Here is a 20,591-nt window from a genome sequence, read left to right on the forward strand (position 1 = left end):
AGGATCCACCATGTACGACGCGATCGTGATCGGCGCCGGCCCAGCCGGTCTGCAGACCGCCCTCACCCTGGGCCGGATGCATCGCACTGCCCTGCTGCTCGACTCCGGCGAATACCGCAACGGCCCCGTCGAGCACATGCACAACGTCATAGCGTCCGACGGCACCCCACCGGCGGAGTTCCGCGCCACCGCACGCGCGCAGCTCGCGGAGTACGCCACCGTCGAGCTCCGCGATGTCGCAGCGGAGCGGATCGACGGCACCATCGACGACTTCGCCGTCCGGCTCGCCGACGGCTCGGCGGAGCACGCGCGGCGAGTGGTGCTCGCGACCGGTGTCGTCGACGATCTGCCCGGCGTCCCCGGACTTCAGGAGCTGTGGGGCCTGCGCGCTTTCACCTGCCCGTTCTGCGACGGTCACGAGTTCGCCGGGAAGGACATCGGCATCCTCGGCGCATCCGCACGGACGGCGCACCTGATCGGGATGCTGTCGCCGATCGTCGCGAGCATCACGGTGTTCCCCGTCGGCGAGCACCCGACCGAAGAGGACCGTGCGGTGCTCGTCGCCGCCGGGGTGCGCATCCACCCGGAGCTCGTCGACGCCGTCGCCGCGGAAGGAGACGGCGTGCGGGTGACGACCGGCGGTGAGAGCCTCGCCGTGGCGGGGCTGTTCGTGGCGGCGGGAGCCGTGCGGCAGCGCGCATCCTTCGCGGACGATCTCGGGCTGAGCATGCTGCCCTCGGGGTCGATCGAGATCGACGACTTCGGTCAGACCTCGGCCCCTGGCATCCTCGCCGCGGGCGATCTCGCCCACCGCGCGTCGCTCCCAGGGCCCGTGGCATCCGTCATCCAGTCCGCGGCCGCCGGCCAGTTGGCGGCCGCAGGGATCGTGCAGCAGCTCGCGGCGCCGCATCCGACTGCCTGAGCGACGTCACACCGCGCCGAGGTCGACGCCGGCGGCGGCCGGCTCCGCGTAACCGACCTCGCGCCACACGTCGCCGACGCGCTCGAACGAGGTGACGCTCGAGAGCGCGCAGCGCCGGGTGCGCGGGTCGTGCCGGAGGCGGAGTCCGGCGACATGCAGGTGCGTGATCCAGATCGGCGCCTGGTGCGAGACGATCACGGCGTCGCCGCCGTCGGCCTCGTTCCATGCGCTGTTCATCGCGTCCTCCATGCGGTCGGCGATCGACAGGTACGGCTCGCCCCAGCTCGGCACCGAGGGGTTGCGCAGGTGCCACCAGTTGCGGGGATCGCGCAGCGACCGGCTCATCCTGGTGCCCTCGAAGACGTTCGTCGGCTCGATGACCCGCTCATCGAGCACGGCCTCCGGCCCGAAGATCTCAGTGAACGGCTCCGCCGACTCCTGCGTGCGCTCCAGCGGCGAGCAGTGCAGCGAGGTGACGGGCCTGTCGAGTCCTTCGACGTACTCGGCGGCCGCCCGTGCCATCCGCCTGCCGTCCTCGCTGAGCCGGTAGTGCGGAAGCCGCCCGTACAGGAGGCGGCGGGGATTGTGGACCTCCCCGTGACGGACGAGGTGCAGACGCTCGGCAGGCATTCAGACCTTCCGGTAGGTCGCCGACCCGAATCCGATGATCAGGTGGCCGATGAACGGGAACATCCAGAGCAGGAAGAAGGAGAACGCTCCGCCCTTTCCGAAGTTCGCGCCCTCCTTGACCGCCACGACGATCGCGAAGACGATGTTCACGATCGGGATCAGATACAGCAGCGAGAACCAGGCCGACATGCCGGCGATCTTCACGAGGAAGATCACGTTGACGATCGGGATCAGAGCGAGGATGCCGGCATAGCCCGCCTTCACGAAGACCTTCCACATCGTGATGGCGTAGAGCACGTACAGCCCGAGACTCAGCCACATCGATGTCGTGGAGGCCACCTGGTCGCTGATCAGATTCCAATCCACGGCCTGCTCCCCCTGCTCTCCGGCTGCCCGGCGCAACCCCACTGCGGCCGAGTCTATCCAGCCGGCGCTCCACCCCGCGGAGCCCCGGCGCACACCCCCGTAGAATGGCGGAATGCTTCGCACTCACACGACCGGCTCTCTGCGAGCCGAACACATCGGTCAGACCGTCACCCTCACGGGCTGGGTCGATCGTCGTCGTGATCACGGAGGAGTCGCCTTCATCGATCTGCGCGACGCCTCAGGCATCGCCCAGGTCGTCATCCGCGATGAAGAGGTCGCCCACCCACTGCGCAGCGAGTTCGTGCTGAAGGTCACCGGCGAGGTCTCCCGCCGCCCCGAGGGCAACGCGAACCCGAACCTGCCCACCGGCGACATCGAGGTCATCGCGACCGAGGTCGAGGTGCTCAACGAGTCCGCTCCCCTGCCGTTCCAGGTGTCGACCGGCCTCGGCGACACCGAGACGATCGGCGAGGACGTGCGGTTCAAGCACCGCTACCTCGACCTGCGACGCCCGTCCGCGGCATCCGCTCTTCGTCTGCGCTCGAAGGTCTACAAGGCGATCCGCGATGAGCTCGACGCGCGCGAGTTCGTCGAGGTCGAGACCCCGACGCTGACCCGTTCGACTCCGGAGGGCGCCCGCGACTTCGTCGTGCCGGCGCGCCTGCACCCCGGCAGCTGGTACGCCCTGCCGCAGAGCCCGCAGCTGTTCAAGCAGCTGCTCATGGTCGGCGGCGTCGAGAAGTACTACCAGATGGCCCGCTGCTACCGCGATGAGGACTTCCGCGCCGACCGTCAGCCGGAGTTCACCCAGCTCGACATCGAGATGAGCTTCGTCGACCAGGAGGACGTCATCGAGATGATGGAGTCCCTCATCGTCGCGATGTGGAAGACGATCGATGTCGAGGTGCAGACGCCGTTGCCGCGCATCACCTACGCCGACGCCATGGCGAAGTACGGCTCCGACAAGCCCGACCTGCGCTTCGGCCTCGAGCTCGTCGAGGCGACCGATTACTTCAAGGACACCACGTTCCGCGTGTTCCAGAACCCGTATGTCGGTGCCGTGCGCATGCCCGGCGGCGCCTCGCAGCCCCGCAAGCAGCTGGATGCCTGGCAGGACTGGGCCAAGCAGCGCGGCGCACGCGGACTCGCCTACGTCCTCTTCAACGAGGACGGCACGCTCGGCGGCCCCGTCGCCAAGAACCTGTCCGAGCAGGAGCAGGCGGGCCTGGCCGCGCTGACCGGCGCGGAGCCCGGCGACTGCGTGTTCTTCGCGGCCGGATCGGCGAAGGACGGCCGCGCTCTGCTGGGTGCGGCGCGCGTCGAGATCGGCCGTCGCCTCGGCCTCCAGGGCCCCGACACATTCGCGTTCACGTGGGTCGTGGATGCTCCGATGTTCGAGCCCGCGGCGGATGCCGTGGCATCCGGTGATGTGGCCGTCGGAGCGGGCGCCTGGACGGCCGTGCACCACGCGTTCACCGGCCCGAAGCCGGAGTTCGCCGACACGTTCGACACCGACCCGGCATCCGCGCTCGCCTACGCGTACGACATCGTCTGCAACGGCACCGAGCTCGGCGGCGGATCGATCCGCATCCACCGCGAAGACGTGCAGAAGCGCGTGTTCGAGGTCATGGGCATCTCGGACGAGGTCGCCGACGAGCAGTTCGGATTCCTGCTGGACGCGTTCAAGTTCGGTGCCCCGCCCCACGGCGGCATCGCGCTGGGCATGGACCGCGTGCTGCAGCACCTGACGAAGACGGAGTCGATCCGCGAGGTCATCGCGTTCCCGAAGACCGGCAACGGCTTCGACCCGCTGACCGCGGCGCCCGCGCCGATCACCGACGCGCAGCGCGCCGAGGCCGGCGTCGACTTCGAGCCGGAGGATGCCGGGGCCTGAGCTCTGGGTGCTGGCGACGCTTCGACTCGCCTTCGGCTCGCTCAACGCGTTTCGTCTCGTCGCTGCGCTCCTCGCTCAACGACCCTCCAGAAAACTCCCCGGGGGAGCTCTCCCGCAGAAACTCTCTGAGGACCTCTCCCTAGCGGAGCTCTCCCCCGCGGGTCGTTGAGCGAGCGCAGCGAGACGAAACGGGCTGAGCGAGCGGAGCGAGACGAAGCCGCTACCGCAGCAGCGCGAGCCCCGGCACGATGTTCTCGTTCCACACGTCGACGCCGAGCTTCCCGATGAGTGCCACGACGACGACGAGGAACACGATCCGGATGAACTTCGCTCCGCGCGAGACGGCCATGCGCGACCCGAGGTAGCTCCCGGCGACGTTCGCGACCGCAAGGATGCCGCCGAGCAGCCACAGCACGGCTCCGTGCGGGATGAACAGCAGCAGCGCGCCGGCGTTCGTGGCGAGGTTGACGATCTTCGCCTTGGCGCTCGCCTGCAGGAAGTCGTATCCCATCAGCGCCACCAGCGTGATGACGAGGAACGTGCCGGTGCCCGGACCGATCATGCCGTCGTAGAACCCGATCACGAGCCCGGCGGCGCCAGCCATGATGTGGTGCCTGTGTCCGGAGAAGCGCAACGTCGTCACCGCGCCCATCGCGGGCCTGAACACCGTGAAGATCGCCACGGCGAGCAGGGCCACGACGATGATCGGCTTGAACGCAGCCGGCGGTAGCACGATGGCCACCGCTGCGCCGCCGAATGATCCCAGCAGCGCGATCCCGGCCATCGGCAGCGCGGTGCGGATGTCGGGCTTCGCGCGACGGTAGTACGTCACGCTGCTGGTTGCGGTGCCGAACACCGAGGCGAGCTTGTTGGTGGCGAGCGCCTGTACGGGTGAGATGCCGGGGATGAGCAGAAGCGCCGGCAGCTGCAGCAGCCCTCCTCCGCCCACGACGGCGTCGATCCAGCCGGCCGCGAACGCCGCGAGGACGACGAGCACCAGCATCCCCCAGGTGAGCTGTTCGAGCCCGAGCAGCTCACCGATCTCCATCCCTCCAGTATCCCTTCCCACTGACCTGAGAATTGCTCCGCGCGGCGAGAATCGGTCTGCCAGATTCTCGCGCGGCAGGCCGATTCTCGAGGAGGGCACCGCCGCCTCGGCGTTCGCATTCACGACACCGCACGTTCACCGCTCCCGGGAGATCCGGTAACTCAGGACCCGTAGCGTCCTGGGCAACCCGACTTCGGCGCGCTCGCGCCGGTCATCCGAGAGGAACCCTGATGGCAACCATTACCCGCCGCGCGCGTCTCGTCGCCGGCATCGCCCTGGCAGCGACCGCCGCCCTGGCGCTGACCTCCTGCGCTGCCGACAGCAGCGCAGGAAACGGCACGGACGGCGGCGACTCCACCGACGCCGCGAACGCCACCTCGCTCGCCGACTTCGGCACCTTCGAGGACCTCGAGGCCGCAGCCAAGGCCGAGGGCGCGCTGAACGTGATCGCCCTCCCCCGCGATTGGGCGAACTACGGCGAGATCCTCGACCTGTTCGCCGAGCGCTACCCCGAGATCACGATCAATGAGGCATCCCCGGATGTCTCCAGCCAGGAAGAGATCACGGCCGCCGAGACGAACCAGGGCCTGGACACCGCCCCTGACGTGTTCGACCTCGGCCTTGCGGTCGCACTGGCGAACACCGACATGTTCGCGCCGTACACGGTCGAGAACTTCGACGAGATCCCCGATGCTCTGAAGGAGCCGACCGGCCTGTTCGTCGGTGACTACGGCGGATACATGTCGATCGGCTACGACTCCTCGAAGTTCGACGAACCGACCTCGCTCGACGACCTCAAGGGCGCCGACTTCAAGGGCGCCGTCGCGATCAACGGCGACCCGACCCAGGCCGGTTCCGCCTTCGCCGCCGTGGGCCTCGCTGCCGTGCAGTCCGGTGGCGACCTGGACGACTTCACTCCCGGCATCGAGTACTTCGGTGAGCTGCAGACGGCCGGCAACTTCCTCAAGGTCGACGTGACCCCCGCCACTATCACCAGCGGCGAGACCCCTGTGGTCTTCGACTGGGACTACCTGAACGCCGCCGCCGGCGCTGACAACGAGAACTGGAACGTTACCGTCCTGGACGGCGTCGGCTACGCCTCGTACTACAACCAGGCCATCAACAAGGATGCCCCGAACCCGGCGGCTGCCCGCCTGTGGCAGGAATTCCTCTACAGCGACGAGGTGCAGAACCTGTGGCTCAAGGGCGGCGCGCGTCCGGCTCGCATGGAGGCCATGACGGAGGCGGGCACGATCGACGCCGACCTCGCAGCCGCCCTCCCCGAGGTCCCCGCGGAAACGGTCGTCCCGACCGAGGCGCAGTCCACGGCGGCCGGCACCCTGCTCGGCGAGAAGTGGGCCGCGGCCGTCCAGTGACAGCGATCATGACGGGGGTGGATGCTCCGGCATCCGCCCCCACCACCGCCGGACCGTCTCGCACGGTCCGGCGGTTCGGCCCTTCCTGGGCATGGCTGGGGCTCGTCCCCTTCGGCGCGTACGTGCTGCTTTTCCTGGCCGTGCCGACGATCCTCGCGATCGGTTCCGGGTTCTTCGACGGCGATGGCGTGTTCACCTGGACCAACATCGCAGCCCTCGTCGACCCGGTCGTATTGAACACCTTCGCGAACTCCGCGTGGATCTCGCTGCTCACCGCCGTCGTCGGCGCGGTCGCCGGCGCCCTCGTCTGCTACGCCATGCTCGGCATGAACCCGCAGGGGGCGGTCCGCCAGATGGTGGATGCCGCAGCCGGCGTGCTGGCGCAGTTCGGTGGCGTCATGCTCGCGTTCGCGTTCATCGCAACGATCGGCGCGCAGGGCGTCATCACGGTGCTGCTGCGCGACTCGTTCGGGCTCAATATCTTCGAGAACGGCATGTGGCTGTATGAGGTCCCAGGGCTCATCTTCCCGTACATCTACTTCCAGGTGCCGCTCATGGTGATCACGTTCATGCCCGCGCTCGCGGCACTGAAGCCGCAGTGGTCCGAGGCGAACCTGACTCTCGGCGGTACGCGCCTGGGATTCTGGACCCGCATCGGAATCCCGGTTCTCGCCCCGACTTTCCTCGCGAGTCTGCTGCTGCTGTTCGCCAACGCGTTCTCCTCGTACGCGACCGCGGCCGCGCTCGCCAGCCAAGGGTCGCAGATCGTTCCGCTGCAGATCCGCGCCGCCCTCACCAGCGAGACCGTGCTCGGGCGCGAGAACCTTGCCGGAGCCCTCGCACTCGGCATGATCGTCATCGTCGGCGTCGTGATGGTGCTGTACTCGCTGATCCAGCGGCGAGCCGCGAGGTGGCAGTCATGAACAAGCTCGCTCCCTCTCGCGTGACGCGGTGGATCATCGGCATCCTGATCGGCGCGTTCTTCGCGATCCCGCTGATCTCGACCTTCCTCTACACGTTGCGCGGCACCGGCGGCCGGCTCTCGTTCGAGCGCTGGGCGGCGCTGCTGGACCCCGCGGCATCCGCGGCGATCAAGCCGATCTGGACGGGCCTGGGCAACTCGCTGGTCCTCGCTCTCGTCACGGTCATCATCGTCCTGCTGCTGCTCGCACCGACGATGATCCTGGTGAATCTGCGGTTCCCGAAGCTCAAGTCGGTCTTCGAGTTCACCGCCCTGCTGCCTATCTCGATCCCGGCGATCGTGCTGGTCGTCGGGCTGTCGCCGATCTACCTGCAGATCGGGCGGGCCCTCGGCACCGGAACGTGGACGCTCGCGTTCGCCTACGGCATCACCGTGCTGCCCTTCGCGTACCGCTCGATCCAGGCATCCATCGACGCCGCCGACCTGCGCACGCTGTCGGAGGCCGCCCGGTCGCTCGGCTCGAGCTGGCCGGTCGTCGTGATGAAGGTGCTCGCACCCAACCTGCGTCAGGGCCTGCTATCGGCATCCCTCATCTCGATCGCCGTCGTGCTCGGTGAGTTCACGATCGCATCCCTCCTGAATCGTCAGGTGTTCCAGACCGCGATGGTCGTCGTCGGGAAACAGGATCCCTACGCGCCCGCGATCTTCACGCTGCTCGCGCTGCTGTTCTGCTTCCTGCTGCTGCTCATCATCGGCCGCGCCGCACGCGGCAACCGAAAGGCCTCCCAATGACCACCGCACTCCCCGCGACCAAGGACAACCAGCTGCTGGCCGAAGCCGGCGATGGGACGCGCGTGCAGTTCCAGGGCATCGAGAAGAGCTACGGCTCGAACCGCGTGCTGCACGGCGTCGACCTCGACATCGCACCCGGCGAGTTCGTGTCGCTGCTCGGGCCCTCCGGCTGCGGCAAGACCACCGCGCTGCGCGTGCTCGCGGGCCTCGAGAACGCCGATGGCGGCGCCGTGCTGCTCGGCGGTCAGGATGTCTCGCGCGTCCCCACCAACAGGCGCGACATCGGCATGGTCTTCCAGGCGTACTCGCTGTTCCCGCACCTGAGCGTCGCCGACAACACCGCGTTCGGCCTGCGCCGTCGGGGCATCGGCAAGGCCGCGGCCGGCCGCCGAGCGCTCGATGCCCTGGCTCTCGTCGGACTCGAGGGATTCGCCGAGCGGTTTCCGCACCAGCTCTCCGGCGGACAGCAGCAGCGCGTCGCGCTCGCGCGCGCGCTCGTCACCGAGCCGCGGGTGCTGCTGCTCGACGAACCGCTGTCGGCGCTCGACGCGAAGGTGCGCGTGCAGCTGCGCGACGAGATCCGCCGCATCCAGCTGCGCCTGGGCATCACGACCGTGTTCGTAACGCACGACCAGGAGGAGGCCCTCGCCGTCTCCGACCGGATCGCCGTGATGGATGCCGGACGCATCGACCAGATCGACTCGCCCGAGGAGCTCTACCTGCGGCCGGCGACCGCCCACGTCGCCGCGTTCGTCGGGCTGTCGAGCATCGTCTCGGGAGTCGCATCCGGCGACACGGTCATGGTGTGGGGTCGCTCGCTTCCTGTGAATGCTCCGGCGACCGGCAAGGTCGAGGTGCACCTGCGCCCCGAGAACCTGCGGTTCACCGGCGAGGCGGATGCTGCGACCGGAGGCGTCGTCGAGGAGAGCACCTTCCTCGGCAGCATCCGCCGCACGCTCGTCAAGACCGACACCGGCGAGCTGGTCCGCGTGCAGCACGACGCGCACCAGCATCCGGCCTTCGGTGACCGCGTCTGGCTCGGAATCGAGCCGGTCCCCGTCGCCGTCCGCGCGCGCGACTGACCCGAGAATTGCTTTGCACGTCGAGAATCGAGGTGTGCCGGGCGGATGCCGCGGCTAGAGCACGCGCGAGAGGAAGTCCTGCGTGCGCGGATGCCGCGGGTTCGCGAGCACCTCGCGCGGATCGCCCTGCTCGACGATCGCGCCCGCGTCCATGAAGATCAGGCGGCTTCCGACCTCGCGTGCGAAGCCCATCTCGTGCGTGACGACGAGCATCGTCATGCCCTCGTCCGCGAGCGACCGCATGACCTGCAGCACCTCGCCGACCAGCTCGGGGTCGAGCGCAGAGGTCGGCTCGTCGAACAGCATCATGTCGGGGTTCATGCACAGTGCCCGCGCGATCGCGACGCGCTGCTGCTGACCGCCGGACAGGTGCCCCGGGTACGCGGAAGCCTTCTCGCTGAGCCCCACCCGCGCGAGCATCGCCAGCGCGACCTTCTCGGCCTCTGCCTTCGAGCGCTTCTTCACCCGCCGCTGCGCGAGCGTGAGGTTTCCCATCACGTCGAGGTGCGGGAACAGGTTGAAGCTCTGGAACACCATGCCGATGCGGGTGCGGACCCGGTCGATGTCGGTGTCCTCGTCGGTGATGTCGATGCCCTCGACGAGGATCTCGCCGCCGGTGGGCTCTTCGAGCATGTTCACCGAGCGCAGCAGCGTCGACTTGCCCGAGCCCGACGGTCCGATGATGCACACGACCTCGCCGCCGGTGACGGTGAGGTCGATCCCCTTGAGCACCTCGTTGTCGCCGAAGCTCTTGCGCAGACCCCGGACCTCGATGGCCGGCGCGTGGATGTCGATCAGATCGGTGCTCATCGCTGCCTCGCCATTCGTCGCTCGAGCCACGCGCTGAACCGCGTGAGAGGTATCGTCACGATCAGGTACAGCAGAGCCGCCATGATCAACGGAGTCGCGTTGCCGTTCTGAGTCGTGGCGTCGCGGGCGAAGGTGGTGAGCTCCTTCGACCAGATGAAGCTTCCCGCGATGAACAGCAACGAGGTGTCCTTCAGCAGCAGCACGAACTCGTTCGTCAGCGGCGGGATGATGATCCGGAAGCCCTGCGGGATGACCACCCAGAAGGTGGTCGCCAGAGGCGACATACCCAGCGAGCGGGAGGCTTCGGTCTGCCCCTTCGGCACGGCCTGGAGACCGGCGCGGATCGTCTCGGCCATGTACGCCGAGGCGACGAGGATCAGGCCGACGAGGCCGAGAACGACCGGGCCGCCGAGGTCTTGATTGCGCACGCCGACGGCGATCGGCAGGATGTAGGCGATCGCGAAGATCGTCAGCAGCGCCGGAAGGCCGCGGAACAGCTCGATCCACACCGTGGCGATCCACCGGAACGGTGCGATCACCGAGAGCTTCATCAGCGCCAGCACGACGCCCAGCAGCAACCCGCCGAGGAACGCCACGGCGGTGAACCACAGCGTGTTCACGAGGCCCGTCGTGATGATCCCGGGGAGCATCTTGACGGCGACTTCGGGGTTGAAGAACAGCGGACCGAGTCGCGCCCAGTCCGCTGTCACGGCAGCCCACACCGCAAGCGCGATGAGGATCGCGTACACCGAGTAGCGGTACACCTTCTGCTTCTGAGTGCGCCTCAACGCCATCGCCAAGGTCCTCTCGACCGACCGTCCCTACAAGCTCAGTTCGCGGAGAAGTAGGTGTCGTAGATCGTCTTGTAGTCGCCGCTGTCGCGGAGCTCCTGCAGCGCGCCGTTGACCGCCTCGAGCAGCTCGGCCTTCTCGCCCTTGGCGAAGGCGAAGCCATAGGACTCGCCGGTGTCGTACTCTTCGACGATCTTGTAGTTGGGGTCGGCCTTCTCGTGCTCGATGTTGACCGGCTGGTCCTGCAGGATCGCATCGATCGTGCCGGCCTGGATCGCCGGCCACAGCTCGCCGTCGGACGGGAGCTGCAGCAGCTCGGCGCCCTGGGCGTTCTCGGTGGCGTAGGCCTCGCCCGTCGTCCCCTGCTGGACGCCGACGATCTTGCCGTCGAGGTCGTCGATCGACTTGATCTCCGAGTCGGCGGGGACCAGCAGAGACTGCAGCGAGTCGTAGTACGGGTCGGAGAAGTCGAGGTTGGCCTTGCGCTCGTCGGTGATCGTCATGGCCGACGCTCCGATGTCGCAGGTGCCCGAGGCGAGGGTCGTACCGGACTGCAGGGCATCGAATCCGACGTCCTGCACGGCGAGCTTCAGGTCGAGCTTCTTCGAGATCGCGTCGAGCAGGTCGATGTCGAAGCCCGTGTAGCCGGTGCCGTTGTCGCCGCCCTCGAACTCGAACGGCGCGTACGGAATGTCGGAGCAGATGGTGAGCGTGCCCGCCTCGACGAGGCCGTAGTCGTCTCCTGCAGAGGTCGGGGCGTCGTCGCCTCCGGTCTCGTTGCCGCTGCTGGCACAGCCGGCGAGGGTGAGGGTGGCGGTCGCCGCGAGGGCGAGGCCGAGGATGAGATGACGGCGACGGGTCATGACCGCTCCAGACTGACGGGGCCATGAGGCCCGCGGACGGGTATGCAGATCATCCTGACACGGCGCAGGGCTGAATTCACACCTTGCCGGGTCACGTTTCCGTTTCGCCGCCCGGCCGCCGATCAGATCTCGAAGTCGACTGCCACACGGGATGCCACGACGGAGCGGATGTACGCCGCCGCCTCTTCGTGGGCCGGGTGCACCTGGTACTGCTCCAGATCGGCGACGGAATCGAAGTCGGCGACGAGCGTGACGTCCCAGTTCACGTCCGCGTAGACCGAGTTCGCGCCGGCCGAGATCGATCGCAGCTGGGGCACCACGCCGTCCAGCGCGTTCAGGCGACGGGCGACCTCGGCCGCCTGCGCGCCGCGCTCGGCGGCATTCTCGCTCGCGAGCTTCCACGTGACGACGTGACGGATCACTTCGACTCCCTCCGGTCGCTCAGCACGACCATCTGTTCTCCAGTCTCTGGCGCAGCTTGTCGGGCGAGACCCGCCAGTGCGCGTGCACCTCGTCGTCGATCAGGACGACCGGGATCTTCTCCCACCACAGGTCGTACAGCACGGGATCGTCCTCGATGGATCGCTCGACGATCTCGATGTCATCGCCGATCTCGTCGGGCAGGCCGGCGACGACCTCTTCGACGATGCCGAGCGCCGTCGGGCACAGATGGCAGCCCTGCTTGCCGATGACCGTGATGGTCGTCACGCCGACGGCACCTCGATCGGCTTGCCCTCGGCGATCCATCCGCCGGTGCCGCCCTCGACGTTGGTCGCGTCGTATCCTCGCGCTTCGAGTGCCTGCACGACGCGCGCCGAGCGACCTCCGACCTGGCAGATGACGTCGAACGCCTCGGAGGGAAGCTCCGCGAGGCGCCCGCCGAGCTCGGACATCGGGATGTTCACAGCGCCGGGCACGTGACCTGCGTCGAATTCGTCGCGCTCGCGCACGTCTATGAGCGGGACGCCCTCGCGTGCTGCGAGGTCGGCGGTGGTGATCGACTTCATGGGTCCTCGGTTCTCCGTAGCGACAGATGCGGCGGGAGACACACGAAGCGCCCCGTCGACGAGCTCGCAGAGCTGGTCGGGGGCGCTCGGTGTCTGGCCGCTTACTTCTTGTTGCGGCGCTGGTGGCGAGTCTTGCGAAGCAGCTTGCGGTGCTTCTTCTTCGCCATGCGCTTACGGCGCTTCTTGATGACTGAACCCACGGAAACCTCACTAAGTCAGGGGCTGGGCGTCTCCGAAAATCGGACACCCGGGTACGGGCACGGAAAATGCCTCGGATCAGTTTAGCAAACGCGACACCATGCGAAGTGCACTCCGTCGCGCCGGCTCGTCCCGCCGTCAGCCGACGTCGGAGATGGGGCGCTGCAGCGCATTCGCGACGGCGGTCTCCGGCACTCGATAGCTGCGTCCGAATCGGATCGCCGGCAGGTCGCCGGAGTGCACGAGGCGGTACACGGTCATCTTGGACACGCGCATGAGTTCTGCGACCTCTGCGACCGTGAGGAATCGGACTTCAGGAACATCGGGCATCCCACGTACCCCTTTCTGGTGATGCCCAACTCTATGGGGAAGACGGGACGCCTGTAAACCCACGGGACGAATGTGGTCTATGTGACTGCTGTGCATTCACTGTCGACGAGCCGTACGCTCACGCGCATCCTTCAGCACCTGCCGCTCGATCTTGCGGGCGTCCCACAGCGCCTTCTCGGCTGCACGCACGGCCTTGCGGGCCTCGCGCACCTTCTTGTCCTCGGCGAGTTCGGCAGGCTCGGACTGGAGCCAGGTGTCGGGCTGGACCCTCGGTTCGTCGCGATCGATGCTCGCGATGTACGCCTCGACGCCATCGAACACGCGCTCGATCCCGAAGTGGAACGGGTCGTCCTCGGACAGGAACACTCCCGCCTCGATCGCCGCGCGCAGCGAGGGGAACTCCTCCGCCGTGATCACCCTGTCGAACAGCTCGGCCTCGTAGACGGTGATCTGCTCGGGAGACATGCCCGTCGACCGCGCCTGCTGGGCATAGCCCGCGATCACGATTCCGTACCAGCGCGCAGCCCCTGTGACGGCGAGCGCGACCGCGAGGCGATCACCCTCGTCGAGAGGAGTCCCATCGAGACTCTCCAGCGCGGCATCCAGCCAGGCGGAGCTGCTCGGCGTGATCGGCGAACCCGTGATCGGGATCGAGAGCAGCCACGGGTGCGCGAGATAGAGCCGCGCCTGCGCCTCGAACAGCGCCCGCAGCTTCGCCCGCCAGCCGTCCTCCTGACGGTGTTCTTCGGGCGGGAGCCCCGTGGCCTCCTCCTGCATGAGCAGCAGCAGATCGTCCTTCGCGGTGACGTACCGGTACAGCGACATCGGCGTGAATCCGAGTCGGGCGGCGACGGCCGCCATCGACACCGCGCCGATCCCGTCGGCATCCGCAAGCTCGACCGCGGCCTCGACGATCTTCTCGACGCTCATCTCGCGCTTGGGCCCGCGCTGTGGATTGGCCGCCACACCCCACGCGAGTGCGATGCCTCTGGGCAGCTCCGGGGGTTCGATGTCGCTCATGCCCTCATCCTACTTCTGTTTATTTAGTAAACAGTGTGTTACTGTCATACACAGTTGTTAGCGGCGTACACAGTTTCCCCTACACAGAAGGATCTGCTCATGACGACACCAGCCATCGAAGTACGCGGGCTCCGCAAGGCGTTCGGCGCACAGACCGTGATCGACGGTCTCGATCTCACCGTCTCGCGCGGTGAGGTCTTCGCGCTGCTCGGCCCGAACGGCGCCGGTAAGACCACGGTCATCAACATCCTCACCACCCTCACCGAGCCGGATGCCGGCACCGCCACCGTCAGCGGGTTCGACGTGGCATCCGCCGCGATGCAGGTGCGCCGCCGGATCAGCCTCACCGGCCAGTCCGCTGCGGTCGATGACGCCCTCAGCGCGATCGAGAACGTGGTGATGTTCGCGCGTCTCGCCGGCCTCTCCGGTTCCGCGAGCCGTCGCCGCGCGAAAGAACTCCTGGAGGGCTTCGGACTGATGGATGCCGCGAGCCGGCGCGTCGCGACGTTCTCCGGCGGCATGCGCCGCCGGCTCGACCTGGCGCTCAGCTTCGTCGTCACACCGGAGGTACTGTTCCTCGACGAGCCCACCACCGGTCTCGACACCCTCAGCCGACGCGACCTCTGGGACATCATCCGCTCGCTCGCCTCGGCGGGGACGACCGTGTTCCTCACCACGCAGTACCTCGAAGAGGCCGACCAGCTCGCCGACCGCATCGCCGTGCTGCACGACGGACGCGTCGCCGCGCTCGGCACGGCCGCAGAGCTCAAGGCTCGCGTCGGCGGCGACACCGTCGAGTTGCACGACGAGCATGGCGCACTGCTGCGCGAGATCGCGACAGACGGGTCCGTGCCCGGCCTGCGGCGAGCGCTCGACGAACTCGACCAGCAGGGCGCCGAGGGCACCGTGACCCTCCGCCGCCCCACCCTCGACGATGTCTTCCTGGCAGTCACGGCATCGGAGCACGCTCCGACCTTCACGAAGGAGAACGCATGACCACCGCAATCGCCGCCGTCGCGGCATCCGCCCCCGCCGTCCGCCCGCCGCTGCGCGGCCTCACCGCGGAGTCCGTCTTCGTCGGCCGGAGCCTTCGCCACTCCCTGCGCGACGGGGAGTCGCTGCTGATGGCGATCTTGCTCCCCGTCATGCTCATGCTCATGTTCACCTGGGTGTTCGGCGGGGCGATCGACCCCTCCGGCGCCTACGTCGACTACGTCGTGCCGGGCATCATCCTGACCTGCGCGGGTTTCGGCGCCTCATCCACCGCCGTGTATGTCGCGAACGACATGCGCACCGGGATCATCGACCGCTTCCGCACCATGCCGGTGCGGTCGGGCGCGGTTCTCACCGGGCATGTGGTCGCGAGCCTGGTGCGCAACCTCGTCGCCACTGCGATCGTGATCGGCGTCGGCGTACTCGTCGGCTTCCGCCCGACCGCGAACTTCGGCGAGTGGGGGCTGATGGCTCTGTTCATCACGCTGTACCTGCTGGCGATCACCTACCTGTTCGCGGCCATCGGGCTCGCGGCAGGCTCGCCGGAGGGCGCCAACGGCTACGGCTTCATCCTGCTGTTCCTGCCGTATCTCTCCAGCGCCTTCGTTCCGGTGGCGAGCATGCCGGACTGGCTGCAGCCGGTGGCCGAGCATCAGCCGATCACGCCGATCGTCGAGACGATCCGGAGCCTGCTGATGGGGACGGATGCCGGAACGCAGCCGATCTGGGCCGTGTTGTGGTGCGTCGGCATCCTCATCGTGGCGGCCGTGTGGGGCGCGTGGCTGTTCCGCCGCAAGGCCGGTCAGCGCTGAGCTGCCCGCGAAGGGTCGGGGTCTGGGCTGCGAGGCTCAGGCCCCGAGGCGCTTGAGGGCTGTGGTGACGACGTGCTTCGCGGATGCCGCGGCACGGCCGACGACCTCGGCGGCATGCGCTGCACCATCCGGCAGAGGGATCAGCGACAGGTCGATATCGGGCGCCTCGTCGCCGAACGCATCGACGAGGAACGGGACCAGCCAGTCGTCGACGACCTCGAGCGGCTCGACCTCGATGCTGTAGAAACGGCGCTGACCGTCCTCGCGGACGCTGACGAGCTCCGCGTCGCGCAGCACCTTGAGGTGCTTCGAGACGGTGGGCTGACTGATGCCGAGTTCGCTGACGATCTGCGAGACGCTGGTGCCGGCATCCCCTTCTGTCGACCGCCGCAGCAGGAGCTGGAGGATGTCGCGCCTCGTGCCGTCTGCGATCACGTCGAAGATGTCCGTCATGAAGTTCAGGGTAGTCGTCCCGCGCCCGGAGTACCATGACGAAGGCTCGGCGTGACCTGCGCGTCGGGCAGTCGCAGATGAGTCCGGGAGGAGCGCGATGTCGAGCATCGGCTGGTCGACCTCGTCGCGCGGGAACACGCGGAACCTCTGGAAGTTCGTACGCCGCTTCATCACGTCGTCGCCGTCGCGCTTCGCGATCCTCATCTTCGCGGCGCTGATCCTGCTGTTCACGGCGCTGTTCTCACTGCCGATCGCATCGGCGGACCGCACCGTGACCCCGCTCAGCGACGCGCTGTTCACGGCGGTGTCCACGATCTGCGTCACCGGTCTCGCCACGGTCGACATGGCGACCCACTGGTCACCGTTCGGGCACGTGCTCGTCTTCCTCGGGGTGAACATCGGGGGCATGGGCGTGCTGACCCTGGCATCGGTACTGGGGTTGGTGATCTCGAAGAAGCTGGGACTTCGGGCGAAGCTGCTCGCGGCCGGGGACAGCAATCCGCTTCGTGCACACGGAGGCGTCGTCAACGAGGGGCAGACCGTGCGCCTCGGTGAGGTCGGACAGCTGCTGACGACCGTGGCGATGTCGCTGATCGTGATCGAGGTCGGCGTGGCCGCGCTGCTCTACCCGGGCCTGCTGATGGCCGGCATCCCCCCGCTTGCCGCGCTCTGGGAGGCGCCGTACTACGCGGCGATGTCGTTCACCAACACCGGCTTCACGCCGAACGCCGGCGGGGTAGCCGAGTTCGCCGACGACTACTTCGTCCTGTCCGTGCTCATGGTGAGCGTGTTTCTGGGGAGCATCGGGTTCCCGGTCATCTACACGCTCCTGAAGCACGTCTGGCACGTGAAGCGCTGGTCGCTGCACTCCAAGCTCACGCTGATCACGACCGCCATCCTGTTCGTTGCCGGTGCGCTGGTGTTCCTCCTCCTCGAATACGACAATCCGAAGACGTTCGGATCGATGGACGCCGTGGACACGACGTTCCAGGCATTCTTCCTGTCTGCGATGACACGATCCGGTGGGTTCAGCGTGGTCGACATCGGCGACTTGAACGGCTCATCGCTGGTGGCGGGGGCGATGCTGATGTTCGTCGGCGGCGGCTCGGCGTCGACTGCGGGCGGCATCAAGGTGACGACGCTCGCCGTGCTTGCGATCGCAGTGTGGTCCGAGGCTCGGGGCCGCCAGTCCGTCGAGGCCTTCGGTCGCCGCATCCCCAGCGATGTTCAGCGCGTCGCCCTCAGCGTCGTCGCCTGGGGCGCGACGATCGTCGCACTGTCGACCATCGTCATCGCGCAGATCACGAAGGCGCCGATCGCCGATGTGCTCTTCGACGTCATCTCGGCGTTCGGCACTGTCGGGCTTTCGACAGGCCTCACCGGGGAGCTGCCTGATTCAGCGACCTACGTCATGGCCCTGACCATCTTCATGGGACGCGTTGGTACAGTGACACTCGCCGCGGCGGTCGCCGCGACGACGAGAACGCAGCTCTACGGGCTGCCCGTCGAAAGGCCGATCGTTGGTTGAAGGTCTCCGCAGCGATGCACCAGTGCTGGTCATCGGACTCGGGCGCTTCGGCGCCGCCTGCGCCGGCGAGCTGGACAGGCTCGACCGCGAGGTGCTCGCGATGGACGAGAATCTCGAGCTCGTGCAGAAGTGGTCGGACCGGGTCACCCACACCGTGCAGGGCGATGCCCGGAACGTCGACGCGCTCAAGCAGATCGGCGCGCAGGACTTTCAGGTCGCCGTCGTCGCGGTCGGCTCGCTCATCGAGGCATCCGTGCTCATCACGGCGAATCTCGTCGACTTGAAGGTGCCGCAGATCTGGGCGAAGGCGGTCTCTCAGTCGCACGGAAAGATCCTCGCCCGCGTCGGGGCCAACCACGTCATCTACCCCGAGCGCGAGGCCGGCGAGCGTGTCGCCCACCTCGTCAGCGGGCGAATGCTGGACTTCATCCGCTTCGACGACGACTTCGTGCTCGCGAAGATGTATCCGCCCAAGTTCATTCGCGGCGTGGGACTGAACGAGTCGGGCGTGCGGTCGAAGTACAAGGTCACGGTCGTGGGAGTGAAGAGTCCCGGCAAGCCGTTCCGTTACGCCGAAGCGGCCACGGTGGTCACCAACCATGACCTCATCATCGTCTCGGGCACTAACAGCGACATCGAGAGGTTCGCGGCGCTCGATCGCTGACTTCGCCGGCTCCGCGCAAGCGAAAACCTGAAAGCTTATTCACATCTGCCGTTCGGGACGATAGAGTCGATCCGGACGCGGCATCGGGGCCGCGTCACGGCATGAAGGATCGGCTGCCATGACGAGCATCCAGGATTCGCTTCTCGACGGCGTCACCACGCGCGTGATCGACACCCCGCGGCTGCGGGTGAATCTCCTGGAGCGCGCGGCGGATGACGCCGACACTCCCCCGGAGCGCACCATCGTCTTCGTGCACGGCAATGTCTCGTCGGCGCTGTTCTGGCAGGAGACGATGCTCGGTCTGCCTGAGGACGTGCGGGCGATCGCGATCGATCTGCGGGGCTTCGGCGACACCGAATCACTGCCGGTGGATGCGACGCGGGGGCTGACGGACTTCAGCGACGACGTGCACGCCACGCTGGATGTGCTGGGTCTTGCGACCGCACATCTGGTCGGGTGGTCGATGGGCGGCGGGGTCGTGATGCAGTACGCGCTCGACCACCCCGTACTCAGCCTGACGCTGCAGGCGCCGGTCTCGCCGTACGGGTTCGGTGGCACGCGTCCGGACGGCTCGCGCCTCACGGACGACGACGCCGGATGCGGCGGCGGCGGCGGGAACCCGGACTTCATCGGGCGGCTGCGTTCCGGCGACATGTCAGCGGATGCGGCGACGTCGCCGCGCAGTGTGTTCCGGGCGAGCTACGTCGCCCCGGGATACACGAGCGACCACGAGGACATCTGGATCGCCTCGATGAACACGACCTCGACCGCTGAGGGCAACTACCCGGGCGACGGCGTTGCGAGTGCGAACTGGCCCGGCTTCGGCGCGGGGGATTCGGGCGTGCTGAATACGATGGCACCCAAGCACTTCAACGTCTCGCGCATCGTCGAGCTCGCGGAGAAGCCGCCGATCCTGTGGGTGCGCGGCACCGAGGACGCGATCGTGTCGGACGCGTCGTTCTTCGACCTCAATCATCTGGGCGCGGTCGGGGCGATACCCGGCTGGCCGGGCGCCGAGGTCGCTCCGGCGCAGCAGATGGTGACGCAGACCCGGAACGTGCTGTCGGCCTATCGGAATGCCGGGGGCTCGGTGACCGAGATCGAGTGGGAGGGCGTCGGACACTCGCCGCACCTCGAGCGCCCTGCGCAGTTCCGCGCCGCGCTGCTCGAGCGGATCGGGTACGCGGGCGCCTGACCCGCTACTTCCCTTCGGCGAGCTCCTTCGCGCGCGCGAGCGCAGCGTCCGTCGCCTCGGCGAACACCGCGTCGAGGTGCGCGCCCTGCAGGACCGCGACCGCCCGCTCAGTCGTGCCCTTCGGGCTCGTCACGCGGCGGCGGAGCTCGGCCGGTTCCTCCCCGGATGCGACCAGCAGCGCGGTCGCGCCGATGAACGTCTGCTCGGCCATGAGCCGGGCGTCCACCTCGTCGAAGCCCTTGCCGATGGCGGCCTTCGTGAGCTCCTCGATGAGCAGGAACACATACGCGGGGCCCGATCCGGAGATCGTGGAGAGCGCGTCGATCTTCTCCTCCGGCACCTCGACCACCGCACCGACGAGTTCGAAGAGCTGCCGCACGAGCGCCAGGTCCTCCGCCGTAGCGGCGACGCCGGCTGCCAGGCCGGTGACGGCCTTCCCTACCGTGGCGGGGGTGTTCGGCATCGAGCGGATGACGCGGACGTCGTCGCCGAGTCCCTCGGCGAAGGTCGCGAGCGTGACGCCCGCGGCGAGGCTGACGACGATGGCATCCTCGCGCAGCGCGGGCGCGATCTCACGGAGCAGGTCGGGGACCATCGCCGGTTTGACTCCGACGAGGACGATGCGGGCGGATGCCGCGGCATCCGTATTCCCGCTGGGGGTGTTCTCCAGGGCGATCGCGGTGACACCCTCGAGGCCGTCGAGGGTCGCGGCCTTCTCCGCCGTGCGATTCGTGGCGACGATGCCACCATCGACATGGATGCCGGAGGCGACCACGCCGTGCAGGATGGCGCCTCCCATGGATCCGGCGCCGAGGAATGCGAGGGACGGAAGCGATTCAGCCATGCGGCAATCCTATGCGCGGCATCCGAAAGCGCCGAGGATGCCTCCTGCGGA

The 20,591-nt window shown here is 67.8% G+C and carries 25 protein-coding genes; 11 read left to right on the forward strand and 14 right to left on the reverse strand.

Annotated elements, in window-relative coordinates:
- The first annotated feature begins 10 nt into the window (after positions 1-10).
- Complete coding sequence (locus IM776_RS12690; protein WP_194420451.1) at positions 11-922, forward strand: NAD(P)/FAD-dependent oxidoreductase; 912 nt, start codon at positions 11-13, stop codon at positions 920-922.
- A gap of 6 nt (positions 923-928) precedes the next feature.
- Here the strand turns inward: IM776_RS12690 and IM776_RS12695 are convergent, their stop codons facing one another.
- Positions 929-1,552 (reverse strand): histidine phosphatase family protein, encoded by a 624-nt coding sequence (locus tag IM776_RS12695; RefSeq protein WP_194420452.1) that lies wholly within the window; start codon positions 1,550-1,552, stop codon positions 929-931.
- Positions 1,553-1,918 carry a DUF5684 domain-containing protein gene (locus tag IM776_RS12700; protein WP_194420453.1) on the reverse strand — a complete coding sequence of 122 codons (366 nt, stop codon included), beginning with the start codon at positions 1,916-1,918 and terminating at the stop codon, positions 1,553-1,555.
- Positions 1,919-2,030: 112 nt separating this feature from the next.
- On the opposite strand from IM776_RS12700, the gene aspS reads away from it, so the two are divergent.
- Positions 2,031-3,812 carry an aspartate--tRNA ligase gene (aspS, locus tag IM776_RS12705; protein WP_194420454.1) on the forward strand — a complete coding sequence of 594 codons (1,782 nt, stop codon included), beginning with the start codon at positions 2,031-2,033 and terminating at the stop codon, positions 3,810-3,812.
- 220 nt (positions 3,813-4,032) lie between these two features.
- Here aspS and IM776_RS12710 read toward each other — a convergent pair whose 3' ends face one another.
- Positions 4,033-4,860 carry a sulfite exporter TauE/SafE family protein gene (locus IM776_RS12710; protein ID WP_194420455.1) on the reverse strand — a complete coding sequence of 276 codons (828 nt, stop codon included), beginning with the start codon at positions 4,858-4,860 and terminating at the stop codon, positions 4,033-4,035.
- A gap of 230 nt (positions 4,861-5,090) precedes the next feature.
- Between IM776_RS12710 and IM776_RS12715 the strand changes: the two genes are divergently transcribed.
- Genes IM776_RS12715 through IM776_RS12730 form a run of 4 tightly spaced genes read left to right on the forward strand, consistent with a single transcriptional unit; the run spans position 5,091 to position 9,032 of the window.
- Positions 5,091-6,236 (forward strand): ABC transporter substrate-binding protein, encoded by a 1,146-nt coding sequence (locus IM776_RS12715; protein WP_194420456.1) that lies wholly within the window; start codon positions 5,091-5,093, stop codon positions 6,234-6,236.
- Positions 6,237-6,244: 8 nt separating this feature from the next.
- Positions 6,245-7,159, forward strand: coding sequence for an ABC transporter permease (locus tag IM776_RS12720; protein WP_194422644.1), 915 nt, complete (start codon positions 6,245-6,247; stop codon positions 7,157-7,159).
- On the forward strand, positions 7,156-7,950 hold the full coding sequence (locus IM776_RS12725) for an ABC transporter permease (RefSeq protein ID WP_194420457.1): 795 nt from the start codon (positions 7,156-7,158) through the stop codon (positions 7,948-7,950). Before IM776_RS12720 ends, IM776_RS12725 begins: the two co-directional genes overlap by 4 nt.
- Positions 7,947-9,032 (forward strand): ABC transporter ATP-binding protein, encoded by a 1,086-nt coding sequence (locus IM776_RS12730; protein WP_194420458.1) that lies wholly within the window; start codon positions 7,947-7,949, stop codon positions 9,030-9,032. The genes IM776_RS12725 and IM776_RS12730 overlap by 4 nt, the downstream gene beginning before the upstream one ends.
- A 54-nt stretch (positions 9,033-9,086) precedes the next feature.
- On the opposite strand, the gene IM776_RS12735 is transcribed toward IM776_RS12730, so the two are convergent.
- From IM776_RS12735 to IM776_RS12775, 9 genes are all read right to left on the reverse strand, one after another.
- The gene (locus tag IM776_RS12735) at positions 9,087-9,842 is read right to left on the reverse strand and encodes an amino acid ABC transporter ATP-binding protein (RefSeq protein WP_194420459.1); all 756 of its coding nucleotides are present in this window, start codon (positions 9,840-9,842) and stop codon (positions 9,087-9,089) included.
- Positions 9,839-10,636, reverse strand: a complete 798-nt coding sequence (locus IM776_RS12740; protein ID WP_194420460.1) for an amino acid ABC transporter permease — start codon at positions 10,634-10,636, stop codon at positions 9,839-9,841. The genes IM776_RS12735 and IM776_RS12740 overlap by 4 nt, the downstream gene beginning before the upstream one ends.
- Before the next feature lie 35 nt (positions 10,637-10,671).
- Positions 10,672-11,496, reverse strand: coding sequence for a transporter substrate-binding domain-containing protein (locus IM776_RS12745; protein ID WP_194420461.1), 825 nt, complete (start codon positions 11,494-11,496; stop codon positions 10,672-10,674).
- Between the two features lie 122 nt (positions 11,497-11,618).
- Entirely contained in the window at positions 11,619-11,918 is a 300-nt protein-coding gene (locus tag IM776_RS12750; RefSeq protein ID WP_194420462.1) for a Dabb family protein, read from the reverse strand.
- 19 nt (positions 11,919-11,937) lie between these two features.
- On the reverse strand, positions 11,938-12,204 hold the full coding sequence (locus IM776_RS12755; protein WP_194420463.1) for a glutaredoxin family protein: 267 nt from the start codon (positions 12,202-12,204) through the stop codon (positions 11,938-11,940).
- On the reverse strand, positions 12,201-12,503 hold the full coding sequence (locus tag IM776_RS12760; RefSeq protein WP_194420464.1) for a rhodanese-like domain-containing protein: 303 nt from the start codon (positions 12,501-12,503) through the stop codon (positions 12,201-12,203). Before IM776_RS12760 ends, IM776_RS12755 begins: the two co-directional genes overlap by 4 nt.
- A 101-nt stretch (positions 12,504-12,604) precedes the next feature.
- Entirely contained in the window at positions 12,605-12,703 is a 99-nt protein-coding gene (locus IM776_RS12765) for a 30S ribosomal protein bS22 (protein ID WP_003792170.1), read from the reverse strand.
- Between the two features lie 136 nt (positions 12,704-12,839).
- On the reverse strand, positions 12,840-13,031 hold the full coding sequence (locus tag IM776_RS12770) for a helix-turn-helix domain-containing protein (RefSeq protein ID WP_194420465.1): 192 nt from the start codon (positions 13,029-13,031) through the stop codon (positions 12,840-12,842).
- 96 nt (positions 13,032-13,127) lie between these two features.
- Positions 13,128-14,051 carry a TetR/AcrR family transcriptional regulator gene (locus IM776_RS12775; RefSeq protein ID WP_194420466.1) on the reverse strand — a complete coding sequence of 308 codons (924 nt, stop codon included), beginning with the start codon at positions 14,049-14,051 and terminating at the stop codon, positions 13,128-13,130.
- Positions 14,052-14,150: 99 nt separating this feature from the next.
- On the opposite strand from IM776_RS12775, the gene IM776_RS12780 reads away from it, so the two are divergent.
- Together IM776_RS12780 and IM776_RS12785 are read left to right on the forward strand one after the other, a co-directional pair.
- A complete protein-coding gene (locus IM776_RS12780) occupies positions 14,151-15,047 on the forward strand; it encodes an ATP-binding cassette domain-containing protein (protein WP_194420467.1) in 897 nt (298 codons plus the stop codon).
- Positions 15,044-15,856, forward strand: coding sequence for an ABC transporter permease (locus IM776_RS12785; RefSeq protein WP_194420468.1), 813 nt, complete (start codon positions 15,044-15,046; stop codon positions 15,854-15,856). Before IM776_RS12780 ends, IM776_RS12785 begins: the two co-directional genes overlap by 4 nt.
- Positions 15,857-15,892: 36 nt before the next feature.
- Here IM776_RS12785 and IM776_RS12790 read toward each other — a convergent pair whose 3' ends face one another.
- On the reverse strand, positions 15,893-16,309 hold the full coding sequence (locus tag IM776_RS12790; RefSeq protein ID WP_194420469.1) for an ArsR/SmtB family transcription factor: 417 nt from the start codon (positions 16,307-16,309) through the stop codon (positions 15,893-15,895).
- A 97-nt stretch (positions 16,310-16,406) separates the two neighbouring features.
- Between IM776_RS12790 and IM776_RS12795 the strand changes: the two genes are divergently transcribed.
- The 3 genes from IM776_RS12795 (at position 16,407) to IM776_RS12805 (ending at position 19,696) form a co-directional block, all read left to right on the forward strand.
- On the forward strand, positions 16,407-17,837 hold the full coding sequence (locus tag IM776_RS12795) for a TrkH family potassium uptake protein (protein WP_194420470.1): 1,431 nt from the start codon (positions 16,407-16,409) through the stop codon (positions 17,835-17,837).
- Positions 17,830-18,501, forward strand: a complete 672-nt coding sequence (locus IM776_RS12800; protein ID WP_194420471.1) for a potassium channel family protein — start codon at positions 17,830-17,832, stop codon at positions 18,499-18,501. The genes IM776_RS12795 and IM776_RS12800 overlap by 8 nt, the downstream gene beginning before the upstream one ends.
- A gap of 118 nt (positions 18,502-18,619) precedes the next feature.
- Entirely contained in the window at positions 18,620-19,696 is a 1,077-nt protein-coding gene (locus IM776_RS12805; RefSeq protein ID WP_194420472.1) for an alpha/beta hydrolase, read from the forward strand.
- Positions 19,697-19,700: 4 nt separating this feature from the next.
- On the opposite strand, the gene proC is transcribed toward IM776_RS12805, so the two are convergent.
- Positions 19,701-20,540, reverse strand: coding sequence for a pyrroline-5-carboxylate reductase (proC, locus tag IM776_RS12810; RefSeq protein WP_194420473.1), 840 nt, complete (start codon positions 20,538-20,540; stop codon positions 19,701-19,703).
- Positions 20,541-20,591 lie beyond the last annotated feature (51 nt).

It is taken from the genome of Microbacterium abyssi (assembly GCF_015277895.1).
Classification (GTDB): domain Bacteria; phylum Actinomycetota; class Actinomycetes; order Actinomycetales; family Microbacteriaceae; genus Microbacterium; species Microbacterium abyssi.